This window comes from Bradyrhizobium sp. SMVTL-02 (genome assembly GCF_051853005.1).
Lineage (GTDB): Bacteria > Pseudomonadota > Alphaproteobacteria > Rhizobiales > Xanthobacteraceae > Bradyrhizobium.
Genome location: NZ_CP182469.1, coordinates 2,090,958 through 2,115,086, shown reverse-complemented (window position 1 = coordinate 2,115,086; position 24,129 = coordinate 2,090,958). Strand labels below are relative to the sequence as shown.

Annotated in this window: 19 protein-coding genes; 9 read left to right on the top strand and 10 right to left on the bottom strand. The window is 65.9% G+C overall.

All coding sequences use genetic code 11. The features are described from left to right. Positions 1–64: 64 nt before the first annotated feature. The 3 genes from ACNJYB_RS09845 to ACNJYB_RS09835 all read right to left on the bottom strand — a co-directional run bounded on the left by ACNJYB_RS09845 (position 65) and on the right by ACNJYB_RS09835 (position 4,160). Positions 65–2,608 (bottom strand): HWE histidine kinase domain-containing protein, encoded by a 2,544-nt coding sequence (locus ACNJYB_RS09845; protein WP_439373766.1) that lies wholly within the window; start codon positions 2,606–2,608, stop codon positions 65–67. Continuing rightward, a complete protein-coding gene (locus ACNJYB_RS09840) occupies positions 2,605–3,345 on the bottom strand; it encodes a biliverdin-producing heme oxygenase (RefSeq protein ID WP_439373765.1) in 741 nt (246 codons plus the stop codon). The genes ACNJYB_RS09845 and ACNJYB_RS09840 overlap by 4 nt, the downstream gene beginning before the upstream one ends. Before the next feature lie 194 nt (positions 3,346–3,539). Further along, positions 3,540–4,160, bottom strand: coding sequence for a glutathione S-transferase family protein (locus ACNJYB_RS09835; RefSeq protein WP_439373764.1), 621 nt, complete (start codon positions 4,158–4,160; stop codon positions 3,540–3,542). Between the two features lie 129 nt (positions 4,161–4,289). On the opposite strand from ACNJYB_RS09835, the gene ACNJYB_RS09830 reads away from it, so the two are divergent. Next, positions 4,290–5,570, top strand: coding sequence for a flavin-dependent oxidoreductase (locus ACNJYB_RS09830; protein ID WP_439373763.1), 1,281 nt, complete (start codon positions 4,290–4,292; stop codon positions 5,568–5,570). A 214-nt stretch (positions 5,571–5,784) separates the two neighbouring features. Here ACNJYB_RS09830 and ACNJYB_RS09825 read toward each other — a convergent pair whose 3' ends face one another. Both ACNJYB_RS09825 and mutY read right to left on the bottom strand, forming a co-directional pair. Next, positions 5,785–6,204: a PaaI family thioesterase gene (locus ACNJYB_RS09825; RefSeq protein WP_439373762.1), complete on the bottom strand. Its 420-nt coding sequence runs from the start codon at positions 6,202–6,204 to the stop codon at positions 5,785–5,787. A gap of 52 nt (positions 6,205–6,256) precedes the next feature. After that, on the bottom strand, positions 6,257–7,375 hold the full coding sequence (mutY, locus tag ACNJYB_RS09820; protein WP_439373761.1) for an A/G-specific adenine glycosylase: 1,119 nt from the start codon (positions 7,373–7,375) through the stop codon (positions 6,257–6,259). A 109-nt stretch (positions 7,376–7,484) separates the two neighbouring features. On the opposite strand from mutY, the gene ACNJYB_RS09815 reads away from it, so the two are divergent. The 8 genes from ACNJYB_RS09815 to ACNJYB_RS09780 all read left to right on the top strand — a co-directional run bounded on the left by ACNJYB_RS09815 (position 7,485) and on the right by ACNJYB_RS09780 (position 17,201). Further along, a complete protein-coding gene (locus tag ACNJYB_RS09815; protein ID WP_439373760.1) occupies positions 7,485–7,982 on the top strand; it encodes a DUF721 domain-containing protein in 498 nt (165 codons plus the stop codon). Between the two features lie 128 nt (positions 7,983–8,110). Further along, complete coding sequence (locus ACNJYB_RS09810; protein ID WP_439373759.1) at positions 8,111–8,782, top strand: DsbA family protein; 672 nt, start codon at positions 8,111–8,113, stop codon at positions 8,780–8,782. A gap of 216 nt (positions 8,783–8,998) precedes the next feature. Then, positions 8,999–12,463, top strand: a complete 3,465-nt coding sequence (gene smc / locus ACNJYB_RS09805; protein WP_439373758.1) for a chromosome segregation protein SMC — start codon at positions 8,999–9,001, stop codon at positions 12,461–12,463. A 128-nt stretch (positions 12,464–12,591) separates the two neighbouring features. Next, on the top strand, positions 12,592–13,569 hold the full coding sequence (locus ACNJYB_RS09800) for a small ribosomal subunit Rsm22 family protein (RefSeq protein ID WP_439373757.1): 978 nt from the start codon (positions 12,592–12,594) through the stop codon (positions 13,567–13,569). 139 nt (positions 13,570–13,708) lie between these two features. Continuing rightward, complete coding sequence (locus ACNJYB_RS09795) at positions 13,709–14,269, top strand: LemA family protein (RefSeq protein ID WP_439373756.1); 561 nt, start codon at positions 13,709–13,711, stop codon at positions 14,267–14,269. A 32-nt stretch (positions 14,270–14,301) separates the two neighbouring features. Beyond that, a complete protein-coding gene (locus ACNJYB_RS09790) occupies positions 14,302–15,510 on the top strand; it encodes a M48 family metallopeptidase (protein ID WP_439373755.1) in 1,209 nt (402 codons plus the stop codon). Between the two features lie 207 nt (positions 15,511–15,717). After that, entirely contained in the window at positions 15,718–16,470 is a 753-nt protein-coding gene (locus tag ACNJYB_RS09785; RefSeq protein ID WP_439373754.1) for a hypothetical protein, read from the top strand. Between the two features lie 62 nt (positions 16,471–16,532). Next, complete coding sequence (locus ACNJYB_RS09780; protein WP_439373753.1) at positions 16,533–17,201, top strand: hypothetical protein; 669 nt, start codon at positions 16,533–16,535, stop codon at positions 17,199–17,201. A 40-nt stretch (positions 17,202–17,241) separates the two neighbouring features. On the opposite strand, the gene ACNJYB_RS09775 is transcribed toward ACNJYB_RS09780, so the two are convergent. The 5 genes from ACNJYB_RS09775 to petA all read right to left on the bottom strand — a co-directional run bounded on the left by ACNJYB_RS09775 (position 17,242) and on the right by petA (position 23,992). Next, the gene (locus tag ACNJYB_RS09775; protein WP_439373752.1) at positions 17,242–17,781 is read right to left on the bottom strand and encodes an adenine phosphoribosyltransferase; all 540 of its coding nucleotides are present in this window, start codon (positions 17,779–17,781) and stop codon (positions 17,242–17,244) included. Between the two features lie 147 nt (positions 17,782–17,928). Beyond that, positions 17,929–20,094 carry an anthranilate synthase component I gene (locus ACNJYB_RS09770; protein WP_439373751.1) on the bottom strand — a complete coding sequence of 722 codons (2,166 nt, stop codon included), beginning with the start codon at positions 20,092–20,094 and terminating at the stop codon, positions 17,929–17,931. A gap of 317 nt (positions 20,095–20,411) precedes the next feature. After that, positions 20,412–21,086 carry a dienelactone hydrolase family protein gene (locus ACNJYB_RS09765; RefSeq protein WP_158670283.1) on the bottom strand — a complete coding sequence of 225 codons (675 nt, stop codon included), beginning with the start codon at positions 21,084–21,086 and terminating at the stop codon, positions 20,412–20,414. A 240-nt stretch (positions 21,087–21,326) separates the two neighbouring features. Continuing rightward, positions 21,327–23,399 (bottom strand): cytochrome b/c1, encoded by a 2,073-nt coding sequence (gene fbcH / locus ACNJYB_RS09760; RefSeq protein WP_439373750.1) that lies wholly within the window; start codon positions 23,397–23,399, stop codon positions 21,327–21,329. Positions 23,400–23,461: 62 nt separating this feature from the next. Next, positions 23,462–23,992 carry a ubiquinol-cytochrome c reductase iron-sulfur subunit gene (gene petA, locus ACNJYB_RS09755; RefSeq protein ID WP_011085272.1) on the bottom strand — a complete coding sequence of 177 codons (531 nt, stop codon included), beginning with the start codon at positions 23,990–23,992 and terminating at the stop codon, positions 23,462–23,464. Positions 23,993–24,129 lie beyond the last annotated feature (137 nt).

The following is a 24,129-nucleotide window of genomic DNA, read 5'->3' as shown; positions in this document are numbered from 1 at the left end:
GCCGGTTGCGCTAGGATTTGGCCTGCGACCAGCACGCCGCAAGCATTTCGACGATCGCCGTCGATCAGACGCTCGCCTGCGTCAATTTGCCGAGAGCGTTCTCGACCACTTCCAGCGTGTAGGGTTTCTGAACCACGGGCGCCGATGCGAGCTCCACCGGGATCGGCGCGCGCTCGCCATAGCCGGTGGCGAAAATGAAGGGTACGCCGATCTCGCTCAGCCTCTGCGCCACCCTGATACTGCTCTCGCTGCCGAGGTTAAGGTCGAGGAGAGCGAAGCTTGGCCGCGAACGCTCGATCGAGCGCAGGGCCTGGTCGACGGTCGCGGCCGTGTCGACGTGGCGGGCGCCGAGATCGAGCAGGATGACTTCGGCGGCCATCGCGATGATCAGATTGTCCTCGACGATCAGCGCCGTGTCGGAAATACGCGGGCGAGCGGCTTCCTGTTCTTCTATGCGCATGGCGGCTCCCGCGATGGCTGGCATCAGTTCGACGAAGTTGGGGGGAATGACGAATTTGGCTTGGACCCCCAGTAGATCGAAACGGATCTCGGCCTCGCCCTTGAGGTCGAACGGCACGGAGCGTTCGATGATGGTGGTGCCGAAGCCGCGGCGCGAGGGCGGCTGCACCGGCGGACCGCCGCTTTCCTTCCACTCGATCACCAGGCTCGAGCTCGGGTCGAGTTTCCAGACCACTTCGACCTGACCCGTGGAATCGGCGAGCGCGCCGTATTTGGCGGAATTGGTCATCATCTCGTGCACGACGAGGGCGAGCGTTGCGAACGCCTTGGGGTCGAGTGCGACGTCGGGCCCACCTATCTTCACGCGCCCGGCGCGTGCGCCGAGATAGGCTCCTGCCTCCGATTCGACCAAGGTTCGTAACGCGACCGGCGCCCAGTTCAGGTTGGTGATCTGATCGTGGGCGCGCGCCAGAGCCTGGATACGGCCGCCGAGCACGCTGGCGAACTCCTCCACGCTAATCGCAGTGTCCTTGCTCTGCGCCACCAGCGCACGGACCAGGCTCAGAATGTTGCGGACGCGATGATTCAGCTCGGCGATCATCAGCTCCTGCCGCTCCTGCGCGCCGCGGCGCTCGCGCGCGGCGAGGTCGGACAATTGCAGGATCACCTCGAGCAGCGTGACGCGCAGGCTCTCGGCAATGCGGATATCGGCTGCCGACCACGGCTTTGACTGGCCGGCCACCGTCTCCTGCCAGAGCTCGAAGCTCTTGCGCGGCGTCAGGCGCGGCCCGTGCGGACCTTCATCGTAGACCTTCTCAGGATCGCCGGCCCAGTTCACGGACCGCGTGACCTCGCGGCGGAAGAAGATCAGGCAATCGCGCGGAGTTCGCGAGATCGGAATGGCGAGAAACCCTGCCGCACGATCGCGGAAGGATCGGCCGGCCGCATAGACCTTGGCGATCTCGGCGCTGGCGAAAATACGTCCCGGCGAGGATCGGTTGATGAAGGCGACGAGATCCTTCACCTCGGCCTCGGTCGGCGTCTCCCCCTGGAGTGCGATCTCGTTGTCGGACCAGACGGCGACGCCGTCGCAGTCGATCATCTTGCGATAGTCGCCGAGGAAATCGACGATCGCGCGCCGGCTGTGCTCGTGTGAGGCCGCGATCTCGATCAGCCTCTCCTGAACCTGGTGGGCGCGGGTCTCGTAGGCAACGTCGCGCTCGCGCTCGCGCCCCTCCACGATCCAGGAGAACATCTGCCCGAACAGCTCGGCTGCCGTGCGCTTCTCGAACGAAATGTAGCGCGGCGAATAATGATGGCAGGCGAACAGGCCCCAGAGCTTGCCGTCGCGCAGGATCGACACCGACATCGAGGCCGCCACGCCCATGTTGCGCAAATACTCGATATGGATCGGCGACACCGAACGCAGCACGCTCATCGAGAGATCGAGCAGCCCGGCATTGTGCGTGGCGGTCGAGGTCAGCGCGGCGGGGCTGGCGTCGATGTCGGCAATGATGCGCAGCCAGTTGCGCTGGTAGAGGATGCGGGCCTGCCGGGGGATGTCGGAGGCCGGATAGTGCAGCCCGAGGAAGGATTCGAGCCCCACCTCCGCGGTCTCGGCGATGACCTCGCCGGACCCGTCCGGATGGAACTGATAGACCATCACGCGGTCGAAGCCCGTCAGCACCTTGAGCTGGCGCGAGGCTTCGCGGGCAAGCTCGTTCGTGCCACGCGTCTTGCGGATGCGCTCCAGCATCAGCCGGACGAGTTCGCCGGAATTGACGCCGGGCTCGTTCACACTCGGCTCCGCCTCGATGACGAGATAGGCGGCGGAGAAATGAATGGAGACGTCGTAGGGCGGCCTGCCGGCTTGGAGCTCAATCCCGAGCAGGCGCTCGGTGGCGTCCGGCCCGGTCAGATGATCGACACGGGCGCGGATGGTCTCGACGGCAGCTTCCGTAAAAACGCTCGCCAGCGGCTGCTGCAGCAGGTCGGCAACGTCCTTTCCGAGGAAGCCGCCGGCATTCTCCGATGCCATGCAGATCGTGAAATCGGAAAGCACCGTGAGCAGGAAGCCGTATGGCTGCACGCTGCCGGGAATGTGGATCGGTTCGCGATCGCAATTGGTGAGATCGACGGGCTCGTTCATGCGCGGTCTGCCGCCCGCTCGAACGTGGAGAAGGCAAGGCGCGCCGCCTCGATCGCTTCGTCCTCGTCGCAACTGCCATCGCTTGCGAGCTTCGACAGAAAGCTCTGCCAGAGCCGCTTGCCGGTGCCGTGGCGGAGATAGGCGGTCGCTTCCCGGACACGCGGATCGGCTGAATCAGCGACTGTTTTGAGCAGGAATTTCGCCCCGAGCCGGGAGCCTTCCAGCACATACATGGTGCCGAGCACGCCGCTGCGGGTCAGCGGGGACACCGATATGGTCCACGGCATGACGCTGCCAAGGCGGCCGAGGTCGGCCGCGATCGCGGCACTGCGCGACCGTTCCGGCCAGTCCGGAAATAGTCTTGCGACACCAGCATCAACGAGCGCGGCTTCGAGCGGCAGCAGGGCGGCCGCGCTGGCGTGCAGGAAGCGGTGGTAACCGGAAAGAACGGTAAGATCAAAGGATGAGAGTCGTGCGTCGAGCTCGCGATGCGCAGCCGACGTTGCGTCTCTTAACCGTTCGCGGAGTCCGGAGAAGCTGCGGCCCACCTGCGTTGAAACGTCCGAAGCCCCAGCCAGCATGAAATTCCCGAGAACGCAGGTTGCCAGAGGCGCAATTGCGCCCGGAAACCGAGGGAACGCCGGCGGAACGCAAAAGTTCCGCCGGCGCTGGCATCGTGAGAAGAACGCGACGGCCCTATCCGCTTTCTCGACGCGCTGGCGGTACGGCGCGGCCATCCCGCCGCTCATCGACACCTGGCTGCGAGCCAAGGGCATCGAGCGGCACAGCTCGCAGGTCGTGTCAGGCTATCTCGGGCGCTGCACGTCGCCGCCCGCACCGGAGAGCCGGACGGCGTCCTAGCGTCATTAGGGTGGGTTAGACCTGCGGCTGCGCAAAGCGCAGCCCCGGAGCTAACTCACCCTACAAGAGCTTACGCCTTCTGCGCGTCCATCACCTTGCGGATCGCCGGGCGATCCGACATCCGCTTGAAGTGATCCGCAATCTTCGGCGTGGCGTTGATGTCGACGCTGTCGCCCTCGAGCCAGTGCGAGAGCGTGTGGAGGTAGGGATCGCAGATCGTGAACTGATCGCCCATCACCCAGGGTCCTTTGAACATCTTCTGCTCGATGAGCTTGAAGCAGGCGGCCATGGTCTTCGGCACCATCGACTTCATGTCCGCAAACGAGCTCTCCTGTGTCGCCCAGCGCGCCCCGCGCACCTTGTGGGCGTGATTGATGTGCACGGTCGAGCAGAGATAGGAGTTGAACGACTGCACCTGGGCGAAGTCGAAGGGATCGTCCAGCGGCGCGAGCTTGGCCTTGGGGAAGGTTTGCGCGATGTAAGCCAGCATCGCCGGTGTCTCGGTCAGGACGCCGCGGTCGGTCACCAGGGCCGGCACCCGGCCCTTCGGGTTGATGGCGAGATAGTCCGGGCTGTTCTGCTGGTTGTCCTTGAAGCTCAGCCGTTCGGCGGTGTAGTCGGCGCCGGCCTCCTCCAGGGTCATGTAGGTGGCGAGCGCGCAGGTGCCGGTGGCGTAGTAGAGCTTGAGCATGTCGGACCTCATGGGGAAAGCCGGAAGCTAACGACTGTCGTCCCTAAGGTCTATAGCACACCATTCTCTTCGCAGTTGCCCACATCCGCCCGGCTGTGCCAAGACGCCTGCAATCGGAGGGGTTTTGTCATGACGGTACTCGTCGCCGGTGGCGGCATCGGCGGGCTGACGCTTGCGCTCAGCCTGCACGGAATTGGCGTTCCCGTGAAAGTGTTCGAGAGCGTCGCGGAACTGAGGCCGCTCGGCGTCGGCATCAACGTGCTGCCGCATGCTGTGCGCGAGCTGATCGAGCTCGGGCTGCTGGCCAAGCTGGATGCGAGCGGCGTGCGCACGCGCGAGCTCGCCTATTTCTCCAAGCACGGCAAGCCGATCTGGAGCGAGCCTCGCGGGCTGGAAGCCGGCTACAAATGGCCGCAATTTTCCATCCATCGCGGCACGCTGCAGCAGCTCCTGCTGGACACCGCAGTCGAGCGGCTCGGCCGCGAGAATATCCTCACCAGCCATCACCTGACCGGCTGGACCGAGACTGCGAATGGCGTGCGCGCCGACTTCATCGACAAGGCGACCGGCAAGGCCGCGGGGACCTATGACGGTGCGATCCTGATCGCCGCCGACGGCATCCATTCCGCCGCGCGAGAAAAGCTCTATCCCAACGAAGGTCCGCCGATCTGGAACGGCCGCATCCTCTGGCGCGGCGTCACGCCGGCACAGGCCTTCCTGACCGGCCGCACCATGATCATGGCCGGGCACGAGATCCTGAAATTCGTCTGTTATCCGATCTCGAAAGAGCCGGATGCGGCCGGCAACCACCTCATCAACTGGGTCGCCGAGCGCCACATGCCGCCGACCCATCAGTGGCGGCGCGAGGACTATAACCGCACGGCGCGGCTCGAAGAGTTCCTGCCCTGGTTCGAAAGCTGGCAATTCGACTGGCTCGACGTGCCTGGCCTGATCAGGAACTGCCCGCACGCCTATGAATACCCGCTGGTCGACCGCGATCCCGTCTCGCAATGGACGTTCGGCCGCGTCACGCTGATGGGCGATGCCGCGCACCCGATGTACCCGATCGGCTCGAACGGCGCCTCGCAGGCGATCCTCGATGCCCGCGTCATCGCCCGCGAGATCCTGGCGCATGGTCCGACGCAAGCCGCGCTGCTCGCTTACGAGGCGGAGCGCCGGCCCGCGACCACCGACCTCGTCCTGCTCAACCGCAGGAACGGCCCGGAGCAGGTCATGCAGCTGGTCGAAGAACGCGCGCCGGATGGCTACAAGGTCGTCACCGACGTGCTGTCGCAAAAGGAGCTGGAGGACATCGCCGCGAACTACAAGCGCGTCGCGGGATTCCAGGTCGAGGCGCTGAACGCGAAGCAGCCGATCGTGAGCGCTGGTGCGAAGCGGCTCGAGGCTTGAGCTCTCGCGCGAAGCGAGATGCGCATTGATGTGCCCTCGCCCCTTGTGGGAGGGGCAGCGACGTCGGTAGACGAGAACTCACTTGGGTGAGGGGTTGCCTCCGCGACTCCAACTCGCATTTGAATTCGCGGACAGATACCCCCTCATCCGGCGCTTCGCGCCACCTTCTCCCACAAGGGGGAGAAGGGAAGAAGAATGCGCGGCCAAACTGTATTCACTTCACCACCCTCGCCGCCTCCAGCAACCGTTCGCTCGCGCTGGCCGTCGCGAGCACCGTGCCGTCCTCCGCCATCAGCCTGGCCTCGACGAACGCGATCGTCCTGCCGAGCTGCGTCACCCTGGCTTCACCAATGATCGGGCCAGGCTTTGCAGGGCTGAGGAAATTCACGGTCATGCTGATGGTGGTGGTGTAGAGCCGCCCCTCGCTCATCACCAGCACGGCCGGACCCATGGTGTCGTCGAGCATGGCCGAGAGCATGCCGCCCTGGATGAAGCCCGCCGGATTGCAGAACTCAGGTTTGCCCTCGAAGCCGAGCCTGATCCAGCCCTCGTCGGGGCGAGCGTCGAGGAGGCGCCGTCCGAGCAGCTCGGCGCAGGGCGGCCTTGGAAAATTGTCGAGCGCGGTCTTGACCATCGGCAGCCTCCGTGTCGCGTCCTCATAGCTTAACGCTGCTGCCAGCGTGCCGTCAGGAGGATGGGCCCGACGAAAGATCCAGCGCGTGCGCAATTACCTTGCGCATGACGTTGGGCAGCGCTTCGTCGGCAAGCGCCGCGATCGGCACCCAGCGCATGCCTGTGGGCGCGCGGGTGCGGGCCTCGGCCTCCGCGGTGTAGACCACCAGCTCCAGCGGAAAGTGCGTGAAAACGTGGGTGACGACACCCACCTTGCGCTGCCAGCGCGACAGCCGCTTCAGCTCCGGCGCCTGCTGCTTCGCGGTGGCATCCTCTTGGCCGGCCAGCCAGTCCGAGCCCGGGACTTCCGTCATGCCGCCGAGCAGGCCCTTTTCGGGTCTTGAGCGGACGAGCAGCTCGTCGCCGCGTGTCACCACGAAAGCGGCGCCCCGCCGCAGCCTTCCGCTCTTCTTTGGTGCCTTGCGTGGGAACGTCTCTTGCGTTCCCTGTGCACGCCCCGTGCAATCCTCGGTGAATGGGCACAGTGAGCAGGCCGGTTTCTTCGGGGTGCAGATCGAGGCCCCGAGATCCATCAGCGCCTGGGCGCTGTCGCCGGCGCGCGAGTTGGCGAGCAGCGTCGCCGCCAATTGCTGGATCAGCGGCTTGGCCCGCGGCAGCTCGTCCTCAACGGCAAAAAGCCGCGACACCACGCGCTCGATGTTGCCATCGACCGGCATGGTGCGGCGGTCGAACGCGATCGCCGCAATCGCCGCCGCCGTGTAGGGCCCGATCCCCGGCAACGCGCGCAGGGCTTCCTCGGTATCGGGAAAGACGCCGCCATGCTCGCGCGTCACCGCGACCGCGCAGGCGTAGAGATTGCGCGCACGCGAATAGTAACCGAGTCCCGCCCACATCCGCAGCACGTCGTCGAGCGAGGCCCGCCCGAGCGCCGTGACGTCAGGCCAGCGCGCGACGAACTTTTCGAAATAGGGCCCGACCGCCTTTACCGTGGTCTGCTGCAGCATGATCTCCGACAGCCAGACGCGATAGGGATCCGACGCCTCGCCGGGCGCGGCGCGCCAGGGCAGCCGGCGGCGATGACGGTCGTACCACTGGAGGAGCAGCGTCGGACGCGCTGAGGTCTCCGGCAGAACTGGTTCCGATTTCACGTTCGGGGCGGATCTGCGGCTCATGCGTTCACTGTAACGGCCCGACGCCGATCTCTCTACGTCATGCCCGCGCCAGTCGCGGGGATCCACGTCTTTCTTCGTGGTCGCCCGCCCGCAGTGCTATAAGGCCCCCATGTCGAAATCCGGTCCCATCTTCAAGCCCGGCCCCATCAGCGCGAAACCGCTCGGGATCCTGCTCAACGACGTATTTGCGGAGGCCTATGCCAAGCAGGGCTTTGCGGCGCGTGAGCTGGTGACGCGCTGGGCGCAGATCGCGGGGCCGGAGATCGCGGCTCATGCCGAGCCGCTCAAGATGCAATGGCCGCGGCCGGTCGAAGGCCAGCCGCAGGAGCCGGCGACGCTGGTGCTGCGGGTCGAGGGCCCGATGGCGCTGGAGATCCAGCACTCGGCCGATGTAATCCTGGAACGGGTCAACCGCTTCTTCGGCTGGAGCGCGGTCGGCAAGCTGGCCTTCCGCCAGGCCCCCCTGTCGCGGCCGAGCGGCCGGAAGCGGCCCGGACCTCCGGACCCCGAGGCGGTCGCCAAAGTGGCGGAGGGCCTGAGCGACATCGAAGATGAACAGCTCAAGTCGGCGCTGGCGCGGCTCGGGGCCGCCATCAAGCGAAATTGAGCCTCATTTCGCCGCCAAACTGGACCGGTCGCTGCCGCCCGCCATTGCCTCGGGCGACGTTTCAAGCTAGCGACAGGCCGCCCGAATGGGAACCTCGGGCAAACATCTTGCCAATTCGGGAGCCGACCTTGATCATCACCCGCCGGGCCTTCACCACGATGCTGTCGCTGACCGGGCTTGCCGCGGTCGCCGGGCTCTCGCCGCTGCGGTTCATCTCCGAGGCCATGATCCCTGAAGCGATGGCGCAGTCGGCCACCGATGTGGCGAAGCCGGTGTCGCTGCCCGACATGGCGCTGGGCCCGAACGACGCCGCCGTCACCATCACCGAATACGCCTCGATGACCTGCCCGCACTGCGCCGCCTTCAACGAGCAGGTGTTCCCGAAGATCAAGAAGGAATACATCGACACCGGCAAGGTGCGTTACATCTTCCGCGAGTTCCCGCTCGACATCAAAGCAGCCGCCGGTTCGATGCTGTCACGCTGCATCGCCAATGGCGATGCGCCGAAATACTTCGCCGTCACCGACATGCTGTTCCGCCAGCAGAGCGACTGGGTGATGAAGAACACCACCGAGACCCTGACGCGGATCGGCAAGCAGGCCGGCCTCACCCAGCAGCAGGTCGAAGCCTGCCTGAAGGACCAGGCGCTGCTCGACAAGATCGCCGCCGACCAGAAATATGCCAGCGACGTGCTCAAGGTGGATTCGACGCCGACCTTCTTCATCAACGGCGAGAAGATCAAGGGCGAGGCCTCGTTCGAGGAGTTCGCCAAGAAGATCAACCCGCTGCTGAAGAGCTGATTCGCTCGTCAAGAACCTGATTCGCATCTCGAAAGCCGTCGCTTTCCCGGCATAAATCCCTTGGGAAAAGCAGCTTTCGCCGGTTGCCCTCGCGGCGCACCGCGGCCATTGTCCAGCCGCATGAGGCGCCTCGCGCGACTCGCCCGGATAGCGACATTGCCTTTCATGGTATTGTCCCGGCAGGGGATTCGCGCCTGCCAACAGAGATGCGTGCTTATGAAAATCACCCGCCTGCGACTTCACGGCTTCAAGTCCTTCGTTGAGCCCACGGACTTCGTCATCGAGCCCGGCCTGACCGGCGTGGTCGGCCCCAACGGCTGCGGCAAGTCGAATCTCGTCGAAGCGCTGCGCTGGGCGATGGGGGAAACCTCGTACAAGTCGCTGCGCGCCGCCGACATGGACGCGGTGATCTTCGCCGGCTCCGGCAACCGTCCGGCGCGCAACCACGCCGAAGTGACGATGACGATCGACAATGCCGATCGCACCGCGCCGGCGGCGATGAACGACAGCCAGATCCTCGAAATCTCCCGCCGCATCGAGCGCGAAGCGGGCTCGGTCTATCGCATCAACGGCCGCGACGTGCGCGCCCGCGACGTGCAGATCCTGTTCGCCGACGCCGCCACCGGCGCACGCTCGCCGGCCCTCGTCCACCAGGGCAAGATCGGCGAGATCATCCAGGCCAAGCCCGAGCAGCGCCGCCGCGTGCTGGAAGATGCCGCCGGCGTCGCCGGCCTGCACGCCCGCCGCCACGAGGCCGAGCTGCGGCTGAAGGCGGCCGAAACCAACCTCACCCGCGTCGAGGACGTCATCGGCCAGCTCTCCGGCCAGATGGAAGGCTTGAAGAAGCAGGCCCGCCAGGCCGTGCGCTACCGCGAGGTTGCCGCCAAGGTCCGCAAGGCCGAAGCCACCCTGTTCCATCTACGCTGGATCGGCGCCCATGCCGACGTCAACGAATCTGGCCAGACCCACGACCTCGCCGTGCGCGAGATGGCCGAGCGCACCCAGCACCAGGCCGAAGCCGCCCGCATCCAGGCGATCCGCGCCGCCGAAATGCCGGCGCTGCGCGATGCCGAAGCGCGCGCCGCGGCCGGCCTGCAGCGCCTCACCAATGCCCGCGAGCAGCTCGACCGCGAGGAAGAGCGCGCCAAGGAGCGCGTCGCCGAGCTCGAGCGCCGCCTCGCCCAGTTCGAAGGCGACATCTCGCGCGCCCAGCAGCAGACCATGGACGCCGATGTCGCGCTGCAGCGCCTCGACACCGAGGACGCGGAGCTGAAGGAAGAGATCAGGTCGCGCGTCGAGAAGCGCTCCGGCGTCGACGAGCGCGTGGCCGAGGCCGAGGCGGTGCTGACCGAGACCGAGCGGCAGTTCGCCGAGCTCACCACCGCGCTCGCCGACCTCACCGCCAAGCGCAACCAGCTCGAGGCCAACGTACGCACCCATCGCGACAAGCTCGCCCGGCTCGACCAGGAGATCGCGAACGTCGCCGCCGAAGAGCAGAAGCTCACCGAGGCCACCGGTGGCTTCGGCGATCTCGACGAGCTGACCGCGCTGGTCGAGACCGCGGAGCAGACGCTGGCGGCTTCGGAAGCCGCGGCGCAGGCCAGCGAAGCCGCGCATGTCGCGGCACGCCAGACGCTGGAATCCTCGCGCTCGCCGCTGAACGAAGCGGACAAGCGCGTGCAGCGCCTCGAGACCGAGGCGCGCACCATCTCCAAGATCGTCAACGGCGAGACCAAGAATCTGTGGCCGCCGATCATCGACGGCATCACCGTCGACAAGGGTTTTGAAAAGGCGATCGGCGCTGCGCTGGGCGACGATCTCGACGCGCCGATCGACCCGTCGGCGCCGATGCGCTGGACCAATGTCGGACACACCGAGGGCGATCCGGAACTGCCCGAAGGTGCCGTTCCGCTCGCGAGCCATGTGCAGGCGCCCGCCGAGCTGGCCCGCCGTCTCGCTCAGATCGGCGTGGTGCCGCGCGAGCGCGGCGCCGAGCTCGTCTCCCAGCTCAAGACCGGCCAGCGGCTGGTCTCGCCCGAGGGCGACGTCTGGCGCTGGGACGGTTTCGTCGCCGCGGCCCATGCGCCGACCGGCGCGGCACGCCGCCTCGCCGAACGCGCTCGCCTCGTCGACATCGAGAACGAGCTCGAGCAGGCCCGTATCGACGCGCAGATCAAGCGCCAGGCGCTGGAGAACGCCGAGTCCGAGCTGCAGATGGCCGCGAGCACCGAAGGTGCTGCGCGCGAAGCCTGGCGCGCCGCGCAGCGCGAGCTCAACGCCGCGCGCGAGCGCCACGCCGCCGCCGAGCGCGAGATCAGCCGCCACGCCGCCCGCAAGGCGACGCTGTCGGAAGCGCACAGCCGTCTCGCCGCCGACCGCGCCGAGGCCGAGGCCGCCTACGAATACGCCCAGGCCGGCATCTCCGAGCTGCCATCGAGCGAGGACACCGAGACCCGCCTCGCCGCCGTTCGCAGCGACATCGAAGCCCATCGCCGCATGGCCGCCCAGGTCCGCGCCGAAGCGCAGGCGCTGGCGCGCGAGGCCGAGCTCGCCGACCGCCGCGTGCAGGCGATCCTCGCCGAGCGCACCGAGTGGCAGAACCGCAAGGAGAGCGCGGCCTCCCACATCGACACCATCCAGGCCCGTATCGCCGAACTCACGATCGAGCGCAGCGAGCTCGAAAACGCGCCGCAAATGTTCGCCGAGAAGCGCAGCGCGCTGATCACCGAGATCGAATACGCCGAGAACGACCGCCGCATGGCCGCCGACGCGCTCGCCACCGCGGAGACCGCGATGGCGGAAACCGACCGGGTCGCCAAGCTGACGCTCGAAGCGCTCTCCAGCGCCCGCGAGGCCACCGCCCGCGCCGAGGAGCGCATGGAAGGCGCGCGGCGCCGGCTCGAAGACATCGAGCGCGAGATCCGCGACATGCTCGAGGTCGAACCACAGGCCGTCGCCGGTCTAGCCGAGATCGAGCCCGGCGCGGAGCTGCCGCCGCTGCACGACATCGAGGAAGACCTCGAGAAGATGCGCCGCGACCGCGAGCGCCTCGGCGCCGTCAATTTGCGCGCCGAGGAAGAGCTGCGCGAGGTCGAGACCCAGCACACGGGTCTGGTCACCGAGCGCGACGACCTGGTCGAGGCCATCAAGCGGCTGCGCCAGGGTATCCAGAGCCTCAACAAGGAAGCCCGCGAGCGGCTCCTGACGTCGTTCGAAGTCGTCAACAACCACTTCAAGCGCCTGTTCGTCGAGCTGTTCGGCGGCGGCGAGGCAGCGCTGCACCTGATCGAGAGCGACGACCCGCTCGAAGCCGGTCTCGAGATCATCGCAAAGCCCCCGGGCAAGAAGCCGCAGACGCTGTCGCTGCTCTCGGGCGGCGAGCAGGCGCTGACCGCGATGGCGCTGATCTTCGCGGTGTTCTTGACCAACCCCTCGCCGATCTGCGTGCTGGACGAAGTCGACGCGCCGCTCGACGACCACAACGTCGAACGGTACTGCAACCTCTTGCACGAGATGACCGGCTCGACCGACACGCGCTTCATCATCATCACGCACAACCCGATCACGATGGCGCGGATGAACAGGCTGTTCGGCGTCACCATGGCCGAGCGCGGCGTCTCGCAGCTGGTGTCGGTGAGCCTCGCCGAGGCCGTGGACATTCTCGACCAGAACGTGGCGTGACATCGCTTGCATGTCATTCCGGGGCTCGCGCAGCGAGACTCCGAAATGTTGGACACTCGAACTCCTCTGATGCGCGATTGCGCATCAGAGTTCGCGCCGCGCGCGCCCCGGAATGAGGGTGGGCAAACATGATCTCTCCCACCCTCCCCGCCGAACTCAAAGCCGCGCTCGACGGCAAGCTGCAGGGCTTCTCGCGCACCGGCGCCGCACAGCGCTCGCAGAAGATCTCGACCACCTATCGCTCGGGCGGCGGCTCCGGCACGATCAAGTCGGAGGCCGATGCCCTCGCCTATGCGCTGGCGCGCATGCCGGCGACCTATGCGGCGGTCGCCGCGAGCCTGAATGCGCTGACCGAGATCGCACCTCACCTTGCGCCTGAAACGCTGCTCGATGTCGGCGCCGGCCCGGGCACCGCAAGCTGGGCTGCCGCGGAAGCGTTTCCGTCGCTGCAGGATTTCACCCTGCTCGACGCCAACGCCACGCTCAGCAGGCTCGCTCTCGAACTGGCACGCGACAGCACGCGCCTCGCGGAGTGCCGCTATCTGCCGGGCGATGCCGGCGGTAACCTCGCCGAGGTCCCGCAAGCCGATCTCGTGATTGCCAGCTACATCATCGGCGAGCTCAACGAAGGCGATCAGCGCAAGCTTGCGGAAACGATGTGGGCCAAGGCCGGCCACGCGCTGGTCGTGATCGAGCCCGGCACGCCCGCCGGCTACGCCCGCATCCTCGCGCTGCGCCAGCAACTGATCGGCGCTGGTGCCTACGTCTCCGCCCCCTGCCCGCACGAAAAACCCTGCCCGCTCGCCGCGCCCGACTGGTGCCACTTCAGCCAGCGCCTGCCGCGCTCGCAGGCGCATCGCCAGATCAAGGGTGCCGAGGTGCCGTTCGAGGACGAGCGCTTCATCTACGTCGCCCTCACCCGCAGGCCGCCCGCCACTCGCGCCGCGCGCGTGCTGGCGCCGCCGGACGTCGGCAAGGCCGAGATCGCCGCGAAGCTTTGCACCGAGGACGGAGTGGGGCTCACGAAGGTGCCCCGCCGCGACAAGGCAGCCTATGCAAGCGCCCGGCGTTGGCGCTGGGGCGATGCCGTCATTGCCGAAAGTTAACCTCATTCGTGGCCTTTGCCTTGAACTCGGACGGTTCCTGATCCGACCAAGTCTTGCCTCCCCTCCGCGCCAGGGCTCTCGTCCTGCGCCAATTTGGTCTACCCTAGCGCCCGCCTTCTTCCCTCTTCAGGAGTTCTCCATGTCGACCGGCTGGATCGTTCTCGGCGTCATCGTCGTTCTCGTGTTCCTGGCCTTCAGTGCCTACAACCGTCTGGTGGCGTTGAGCCAGCGCGTCGGCCAGGCCTTTGCCGACATCGACGTGCAGCTCAAGCAGCGCCATGACCTCGTCCCGAACCTGGTCGAGACCGTGAAGGGCTACGCCTCGCATGAGCGCGGCACGCTCGACGACGTCATCAAGGCGCGCAATTCGGCAATGTCCGCGCAGGGGCCGGCGCAGGTGTCCGCCGCCGAGACCCAGCTCTCCGGCGCGCTCGGCCGGCTGATCGCGCTGTCGGAGGCCTATCCGGACCTCAAGGCCAACGCCAATTTCCAGCAACTCGCATCCGAGCTCTCCGACCTCGAGAACAAGATCGCGGCCAGCCGCCGCTTCTTCAACAACGCGGTCCAGGAATACAACACCGGCATCCAGCAGATGCCCGCCGCGCTGTTCGCCGGCATGTTCGGGTTCACCAGGAAGGACTTCTTCGATCTCGGCGCCAGCCGTACCGAGGTCGAGGTCGCGCCTCAGGTGAAGTTCTGATTTGAGCCGATAGGCCGGCAGGGCAACGCGTCATGGCCGCGTACGGTCTCTACACGCACATCGCCTCGAACAAGTTTCGTTCGATGCTGCTGCTCGCCGGCCTGTTCGCGCTGGTCTACGTGCTGGTCTATGCCGGCGCACTGGTCGCCGAAGTTCTCATCGACAGCAACGGGACCGTTGCCTTCTACCTGAGCCACGCCTTCCATGATCTGATCGTCGCAGCGCCAGTCGCGACAATCGTGACGGCGCTCTGGGTCGTGATCGCCTATTTCTTCCACCAGTCGATGATCGACGCGGTGACCGGCGGCCATGACGTCACAAGGCAGGAGGAGCCGCGGCTCTACAACCTGCTCGAAAATCTCTGCATCTCGCGCGGCATCACCATGCCGAAGCTGAAGATCATGGAGAGCCCGGCACTGAACGCGTTCGCGACTGGCCTCAACCCGCGGCAATATTCGGTCACCGTCACCACAGGCCTCCTCAGCGCGCTGAACGACAAGGAGATCGAGGCGGTGCTGGGCCACGAGCTGACCCACATCAGGAACGGCGACGTGCAGTTGATGGTGGTCGCCGTCATCATCGCCGGCGTGGTCGGCTTCTTCGGCGAATTATTCTTCCGCCTGTTCACGAATTTGAGCTGGAACTCCGGCGGCTCGTGGTCCTCGGGCTCCTCCTCGTCGTCGCGGTCGTCCTCGTCGTCCAGCGACAGCAAGAGCTCCGGCGGCGGCGCGGTGATCGTCATCATCATCGCGGTCGTGCTGATCGTGGTGGCCTGGCTGATGTCCCAGGTGGTGAAGCTCGCGCTATCGCGCTCGCGCGAATACCTCGCCGACGCCGGCTCGGTCGAGCTGACGAAAGATCCGGACGCCATGATCTCGGCGCTGCGCAAGATCGAGAATCGCGGCGAGCTGCCAGGCGCAACCTCGGCGGTAATGGAGCTCTGCGTCGACAATCCGCGCGAGGGTTTTGCCGACCTGTTCGCGACCCACCCTTCCGTGCAGTCCCGGGTCGACGCCCTGGTCAAGTTCGCCGGCGGCCACGACCCCGGTCCGCTGCCGGACCCCACTGAGGAGACGGATCAGCCCGAGGCGGAACAAGCCGGGGCAGACGATACCCCGCCGCCGCTGTCGCAGGGGCCATGGGGCGATGCAGCCGGTCCGGCCAATCCGCCGCCCATTCCCGCACCGAGCCCCTCAGGAGCCCCGGCAAGCAACCCGATGGGACCGTGGGGCCGTCACTGAGCCACGCGATCGTCCGTGGTGCGTGGCGAGTTTGACACCGATCGGGAAAAACCCTCGGGAATTGCCGCAACCGGGGCGCAAGGAATTGAATTCTCCCTTGTTTCTGCCATGTTCGCGCCCAACAGCAGACTCGGGTCTTTTGGGACATCGATTTGGGGCCCGGCCGATTGCGACGTCGCGATCGGGGGCGCGCGTTAGGGGACAGCAATGGCAAAGCCGGCAGTGGTTGTGGTGGGCGCGGACAAGGGCGGGGTCGGCAAGACCACGGTATCGCGCACCCTGCTCGATTATTTCTCGGCCAACAACGTGCCGACCCGCGCGTTCGACACGGAGTCGCCGCGCGGAACCCTGAAGCGCTTCCACCCTGACATCACCGAGATCGTCGACATGACGACGACGGCCGACCAGATGAAGATCTTCGACACGCTCAACGCTGTCAGCCCTTCAGTCACCGTCATCGACGTCCGCGCCGGCCTGCTCTCGCCGGCGCTGGCTTCGCTCCGCGACATCGGCTTCCTCGACGCCGCCAAGGCCGGCCAGATCACCTTTGCGGTGTTCCATATCCTGGGACCCTCGATCGCCTCACTGGAGGAGATCGCCGAGACTGCCGGCTTCATGAGCGGCGCGAAATATTTCCTGGTGAAGAACTTCATCAATGACACCCAGTTCTTCCAGTGGGACCAGGCGACCTACAATTCCTACTTCCATCGCATCAAGGACGCGACCGAGCTCACCATCCCCAAGCTCAACGAAATGGCCTATGAGCAGGTCGAGGTGTCTTCCGTTCCGTTCCTGAAGTTCGTCGCCAACAAGGGCATCAGCGACGAGCCGGCGAACTATTCGTTCGTGCTGCGCGGCTATGTCCGGCACTGGCTGGCCAATGTCTGGAGCGAGTTCGACCGCATCCGCCTGACCGACATCGTCGGTTCGAAGCCGGCGACCCGCAGCACCGAAAAATAGTTGCGGACCCCGGTCGGATACGGCTGGATTGGGCGACAAGTTCGCTCAAATAATAGCCTGCAATGTCCCCGACCCCCGTCTACATCATCTGCTCGCCTCGCCCGCAGGTCGGCAAGACCCTGCTGGCGCGGCTGCTGAGCGAATTCCTGCTGCTCAAGAACGGCAATGTCGCGGCGTTCGACGTCAACCTGAAGGAACCGTCGCTGGTCGATTATTTGCCGAAGATCACCGAGACCGCCGACGTGATCGACACCTACGGCAAGATGCAGCTGATGGACCGCGTCATCCTCGATGACGGCCTTGCCAAGGTGATCGACCTAGGCTTCCACGCCTTCGACGAGTTCTTCAAGATGACCGAGGAGATCGGCCTGCTCAAGGAGGCGGCACGCCGCCACGTCGCGCCGCAGATCCTGTTCGTCGCCGATACCGACCGCGTCTCGGCCCGCGCCCATGAGATGCTGCGCGCGCAGATCCCGCGGATGAACCTGATTACGGTCGACAACGAGTATGTCGTGCGCGGCGAGCTGCCCCCCGCGATGGGAGGCGGCCGGCTGTTCCGCCTGCCCGCCCTGCCCGGCTTCCTCAAGACCTATATCGACCGGCTGAGCTTCTCCTTCACCGGCTATCTGCGCCAGGAAAAGGACTCCTCCACCGAGCTGCACCAGTGGACCCGGCGCAATTACCTCGCGTTCCGGGAGCTCGAGCTCAGCCTGATCCTGCAGAGGTCTTAGGCGGAAATTTCACGGGCGAAGGCCTTCGCCCGCGTGCAGCTCAGTGCCCCTCGAACGTCATCAGCGTGCGCACCGGCACGTCCATGGCGCGCAGCTTGGCGGCGCCGCCAAGCTCGGGCAGGTCGACGATGAAGCAGGCGGCGACGACGTTGGCACCGATCTGGCGCAGCAGCTTCACCGCGCCCTCGGCGGTGCCGCCGGTGGCGATGAGGTCGTCGACCAGGATCACGCGCTCGCCGGGCGCGACCGCATCGACATGCATCTCCATCTCGTCGATGCCGTATTCGAGCGAGTAGGCGATGCGCACGGTGGTGTGCGGCAGCTTGCCCTTCTTGCGGATCGGCACGAAGCCGGCCGAGAGCTGATGCGCCACCGCCCCGCCGATGATGAAGCCGCGCGCCTCCATGCCGGCGACCTTGTCGATCTTGTTGCCGGCCCAGGGATTGACGAGCTCGTCTACCGCGCGGCGGAACGCGCGCGCATCCGCAAGCAGGGTCGTGATGTCGCGGAACATGATCCCCGGCTTTGGATAGTCGGGAATGGTGCGGACGCTCGCCTTGATGTCGTGGTCAAAGGTCATGGTTATCTCGCTCTGGCTTCTCCATCGTCATTGCGAGCGAAGCGAAGCAATCCAGTTCTTCTCCGCGGCAGCAGTCTGGATTGCTTCGTCGCCTGTGCAAAATTGCTTTGCAATTTTTCGCGGGCTCCTCGCAATGACGACACTCATTCAATTTGCCCCGGCATCCAGCCGGAACGCATTCTCGACAATACGCAAGCCCACCTCGCCGCCGAGCGACATCAGCGATTCCGGATGGAATTGCACGCCGGCGACCGGCAGGGTCTTGTGCTCCAGCGCCATGGCGACGCCGTCGTCAGTGCTGGCGGTGACATCAAGCACCTCCGGCATGCTGTCGCGCTCGACAAAGAGCGAGTGATAGCGGCCGATGATGATCTCGTTCGGCAGGTTGCGCATCAGGCGGCCGCCGCGCACCTGGACCCGCGAGGGCCTGCCGTGGGCGGGATGGGTGAGCTGGCCGAGCTCGCCGCCGAAATATTCGCCGATCGCCTGCACGCCGAGGCAGACGCCGAACACCGGCAGCTTCCTCTCCAGCGCCGCATCGATGGTCTTCTTGATCCCGAAATCCTCAGGGCGCCCGGGGCCGGGCGACAGCACCAGCAAATCCCACCTCTTCTGCTTGAGCATGTCGAGCGCATGCACATAGCGGACCACGGTGACCTCGGCGCCGACCTGGCGGAAATAATCGGCGAGCATGTGCACGAAGCTGTCGTCGTGGTCGATCAGCAGCACCCGCTTGCCGGAGCCGGTGGCATCGGGCGCAAAGGTCGACAACGGTTTTGGCGGATCGCCGCGCAGCGCCTGGAACAGGGCGGCCGCCTTGACCTGGCATTCGCGGTCTTCCGCGGCGGGATCTGAATCGAACAGGCAGGTGGCACCGACACGCACTTCTGCGAGACCATCCTTCATGCGGATGGTGCGGATTGTAAGGCCGGTGTTGATGCTGCCGTCGAAATTCACAGCTCCAATGGCGCCGGCATACCAGCGCCGCGGCGAGCGCTCGTGATCCTCGACGAACTGCATCGCCCACAGCTTCGGCGCGCCGGTGACGGTGACGGCCCATGCATGGGTGAGGAAGGCATCCAGCGCATCGAAGCCGGGGCGCAGCATGCCCTCGACGTGATCGACGGTGTGGAACAGCTTCGAGTAGGTCTCGATCTGCCGGCGCGCCAAGACCTTGATCGTGCCGGGCACGCAGACGCGCGCCTTGTCGTTACGGTCGACATCGGTGCACATGTTGAGCTCGAACTCGTCCTTCTCCGAGTTCAGCAGCTGGCGGATCTGCTCGGCATCGCCGATCGCGTCGGTACCGCGTGCAATCGTGCCCGAGATCGGGCAGGTCTCGACGCGGCGTCCGTCCGAGCGCACGAACATTTCCGGCGAGGCGGAAACCAGGAATTCACCCTCACCGAGATTCATCAGCGCGCCATAGGGCGACGGGTTGATGACGCAGAGGCGCTGGAACACTTCGGCCGGCGAGCGTTCGCAGGGTTCGGCGAACAGCTGGCCCGGCACGGCTTCAAAGAGATCACCGCGTGCAAAGGCCGCGCGCGCGGTCTCGACCGTCGCCTGATATTCGCCCGGCGCGTGATCTGCAAAGCCCTGGCGCGGCGTCTTCAGGTACGGGCTGTCGGCGGTCTCGCGCGGCAGGCCCTCGGTGGACTTGCCCTTCCAGGCGAAGTCGTAGCTGAGCACGACGCCGCGACCGGTGGCGCGGTCATAGGCCAGCAGGCGATCGGGCACGTACAGCACGATGTCGCGCTGGTCGGCTTCCCGCGCGCGCTTCTGCACGAGGTCCTCGATCTGGAACACGAGGTCGTAGGCGAAGGCGCCGAACAGGCCGAGCAACCCGTCGTCACTGGCGGAGAAGGCGGCAACGAGGTCGCGCACCAGCGACATCGCGCTGGCGCGCCGCGTGCGCTGGTCTTCCTCGACCGGGGCATCGCCGCGGATGATGTGGCCGGCAAGCCGCGTCGCCGTCTTCTCGGAGATGACGACGCAGGGCTCGCGCAGGACGTCGCCGAGGAAGGCGATCAGCACCTGCCCGCGCGCATTCAGTGCTTCCAGCTTGAAATTGACGCCCGCGGTCTCGAGCTTGAGCGGCGGATCGGAAAAGCCGAGGTCAAAGCTCTCGTAGCGGCCGGGCACGGTCGTGCCCGAGGACAGCACCACGCCGCGGCGGCGGTCGAGCAGGCTGACGAGATCGTCGAGCCTGTTGGCGCCGCCGGTGAATTGCTCCGCCACGCGCGTGATCGCGAGACCCGCGCGGGTCGCGTACTCACTTCTGGCCGGGAGGGCAAAGACTGTCCTGTTCATGTGATCCTCTTGGGTCCTCTTACGAGACTTGCCGAGGGAACGCCACACAGGACAAACGATCAGGCCGCCGCGCTGTGCCGGCGACCTTCGACGATTCTGGGAAAAGAAATCGCACCGGCCACCTCGTCAGGAGGTGCGCCACCAAAGACGGGCTGGGCGGACGGCGGTGCTCATGGGGGCGATACTCACCATGGCACGGGGGCGGCGTCAAGGGTGGGCACGGTGCCGTAGCCCGGATGGAGCGCAGCGCAATTCCAGGATTCGTACCGCGGCGAGACAGCCCCGGATTCCCTGCGCTCCATCCGGCCTACAGGCGCTCAACCCAGATGCTTCCTAAAAAACTCCGTCGCCCGGCCCCAGGCGAGCTCGGCGGCCTCGCGGTCATGCACGGCCTGGCGCTGCTCGTTGACGAAGGCGTGCTCGGCATCATAGCGGAACAGTTCGAGCGACTTGCCGGCGGCCTTCATGGCCTTTTCGAAACCGTTGACCAGCTCCGGCGTGCACCAATCGTCCTTATTGGCGAAATGAGCCTGGAGCGGGATCTTGACGTCGGCAGGCTTGGCCGCCTGCTCCGGCGGGATGCCGTAGAACACCACGCCGGCGGCGAGCTCCGGAATCTTGGTCGCGCCGATGATGGTGACGGCGCCGCCGAGGCAGAAGCCGGTCAGTCCGACCTTGGCGCCGTTGCGCGACAGGTACTGCGCGGCGCCGCGCACGGTCTGCGTGGTGGCGTCCATGAAGTCGAGCGAGTTCATCTCCTTGTTGGCGCTCTCCGTGTCGTGATACGGCACCACCTTGCCCTTGTAGAGATCGGGCGCCAGCGCATCGAAGCCGGCGAGCGCGAAGCGGTCGCACAGGCCCTTGATCTGGTCGGACAGGCCCCACCATTCCTGGATCACGACCACGCCCGGCGCGTTGCCGCGCGCGGCATTGGCGAGATATCCCGAGGCGTCCTTGCCGTCCGGGCGCTTGAAGGTGATGGCGGTTCCCATGGTGTCCTCCGGTGAGTTTCTGGGGAGCGGTTGGCGGTATTCTGGCCGGTGCCGGCAGATGACGCAATCCACACTCTCGTCATTCCCGGGCGCGCGATCGCGCGAGCCCGGAATCCATTGGGCCGCGGAGTTGGTGGATGAATGAATTCCGGGCTCGATGCTAACGCATCGCTCGGAATCACAGCCAACAAAAAAGCCCCCTTTGCGGGGGCTTTTTCATTTCGTCTCGCCCTTCGCCGCTCAGTGCGAGTCGGCCCAGACCTTCTTCTTGGTGAAGTACATCAGGCCAACGAAGATGATCAGGAACACGAACACCTGGAAGCCGAGGCGCTTGCGCGCTTCCATGTGCGGCTCGGCCGTCCACATCAGGAAGGTGGTGACGTCCTTGGCGTATTGCGCGACCGTGGTGGGCGAGCCGTCGTCATAGGTCACCTGGCCGTCGCTGAGCGGCTTCGGCATCTTGATGGCGTGGCCCGGGAAGTACCTGTTGAAGTACGAGCCCTCCGGGATGGTGACGCCCTCCGGCACCTTCTCCTCGAAGCCCTGAAGCACCGCCGCGACGTAGTCCGGGCCCTGCTCCTGATACTGGGTGAAGAAGTCGAAGATGAACCAGGGGAAGCCGCGCTTGTACGAGCGCGCCTTGGTGATCAGCGATAGGTCGGGCGGCGCCGCGCCGCCGTTCGCCGCACGCGCGGCCTGCTCGTTCGGGAACGGCGAGGGGAAATAGTCCGCCGGCCGGCCCGGGCGCTCGAACATATCCCCGGCGTCGTTCGGGCCGTCCTTGACCTTGTAGTCGGAGGCGAAGGCCGCCGCCTGCGCCACGGAATAGCCGGGTCCACCGGGCTCGGCGAGGTTGCGGAACGCGACGTAGGACAGGCCGTGGCAGCTGGCGCAGACTTCCTTGTAGACCTTCAGGCCGCGCTGGAGCGCGCCGCGGTCGAACTTGCCGAAGGGACCGGCGAACGACCATTTGTTGCCCGGAGGGGTGTCGCTGCCTTCGGAGGCCTTCGCGCTGTCGATCGAGCCTGCGAACAGCGAACCGGCGAGCGCCAGCACGATCGCTGTCGAGACCATCGGGGTCGATCGGCTCCCGGTCTTGGCGAGCACCGCGTCCGAAATCGAGTTCGGCACCGGCCGCGGCGTCTCGATGCGCGAGAGCAGCGGCAGCACGATCAGGAAGTAGGCGAAGTAGCAGACCGTCAGGACGCGGCCGGCGATGACATAAATGCCCTCCGGCGGCTGCGCGCCGAGATAGCCGAGCAGGATGCAGACCGCGACGAAGATCCAGAAGAACTGCTTGGCCAGCGGGCGGTACTTCGACGACCTGGTCTTGGCGGCATCGAGCCAGGGCAGGAAGCACAGGATGATGATCGCCCCGAACATCGCGATGACACCTGCGAGCTTGTTCGGGATGGAGCGCAGGATCGCGTAGAACGGCAGGTAATACCATTCCGGCACGATGTGCGGCGGCGTCACGCCCGGGTTCGCCGGAATGTAGTTGTCGGCGTCGCCGAGGTAGTTCGGCATGTAGAAGATGAACCAGGCGTAGAGCAGCATGAAGCAGGCGACGCCGAACATGTCCTTGATGGTCGCGTGCGGCGTGAACGGCACCGTGTCCTTTTCCGTCTTCGGCTCGACACCATCAGGGTTGTTCTGGCCCGCGACGTGCAGCGCCCAGACGTGGAGCACCACGACGCCTGCGATCACGAACGGCAAGAGATAGTGCAGCGAGAAGAAGCGGTTCAGCGTCGGGTTGCCGACCGAATAGCCGCCCCACAGCAGCGTCACGATGCTCTCGCCGACATAGGGAATGGCGGAGAACAGGTTGGTGATGACGGTGGCGCCCCAGAAGCTCATCTGGCCCCAGGGAAGCACGTAGCCCATGAAGCCGGTGGCCATCATCAGGAGGTAGATGATGACGCCGAGGATCCACAGCACCTCGCGCGGCTCCTTGTACGACCCGTAGTAAAGGCCGCGGAACATGTGGACGTACACGGCGACGAAGAACATCGAGGCACCGACCGCGTGCATGTTGCGCAGCAGCCAGCCGTAGTTCACGTCACGGACGATCAGCTCGACCGACTTGAAGGCGAGATCGGCATTTGGCGTGTAGTGCATCGCCAGGATCACGCCGGTGAGGATCTGCATCCCCAGCATGAAGGAGAGGATGGCGCCGAAGGTCCACCAGTAGTTCAGGTTGCGCGGGGTGGGATAAGCGACGAAGGAGGAATGGATGAGACCAAAGATCGGCAGACGTCGCTCGATCCATTGCAGGGCCGGATTGCTCGGCTGGTAGTCGGATGGTCCGCTCATGATGCGATCCTGAGGAATTAGTACGACGAGACGGCGCGAAGCTTCGGACGCGGGTCCGAGGCTCAGCCGATCTGGATTTTGGTGTCGGAAACGAACTGGTACGGCGGCACCGGCAGGTTCGCGGGCGCGGGCCCCTGGCGGATGCGGCCGGACGAATCGTACTGCGAACCATGGCAGGGGCAGAAGAACCCGTCGTAATTGCCTTCATGGGCGATCGGAATGCAGCCGAGATGGGTGCAGATGCCGATCACGACCAGCCACTGCTCGTGGCCGGACTTGACCCGGGCCTCGTCGGACTGCGGGTCGGGCAGGCTCGCCACGTTGACGGCGCGCGCCTCGTCGATCTGCTTCTTGGTGCGGTGGCTGATGTAGATCGGCTTGCCGCGCCAGAACACCTTGATGTCCTGGCCCTCGGCGATCGGGCTGAGATCGACCTCGATCGGCGCGCCGGCGGCGATGGTCGAGGCATCGGGATTCATTTGAGAGATGAAGGGCCAGAGCGCGGCCGCGCCCCCTACTGCTGCAGCTGCCCCCGTTGCAACGAATAAGAAATCACGGCGTGTCGGATGGTCCGCCGAAGACGCTGTCGTCACGATTCCAACCCTTTCTTCTTATGCTGCCGGTGGAACCGCTCCAGGAGCCCCCCAAGGTCCCCGGAACAGTGCTGCCGGCGCCCGCGGCCCCCCGCGGCGGCAGAACTTTCGCTTGTCCCGCCAAAACAGGGCGAAAA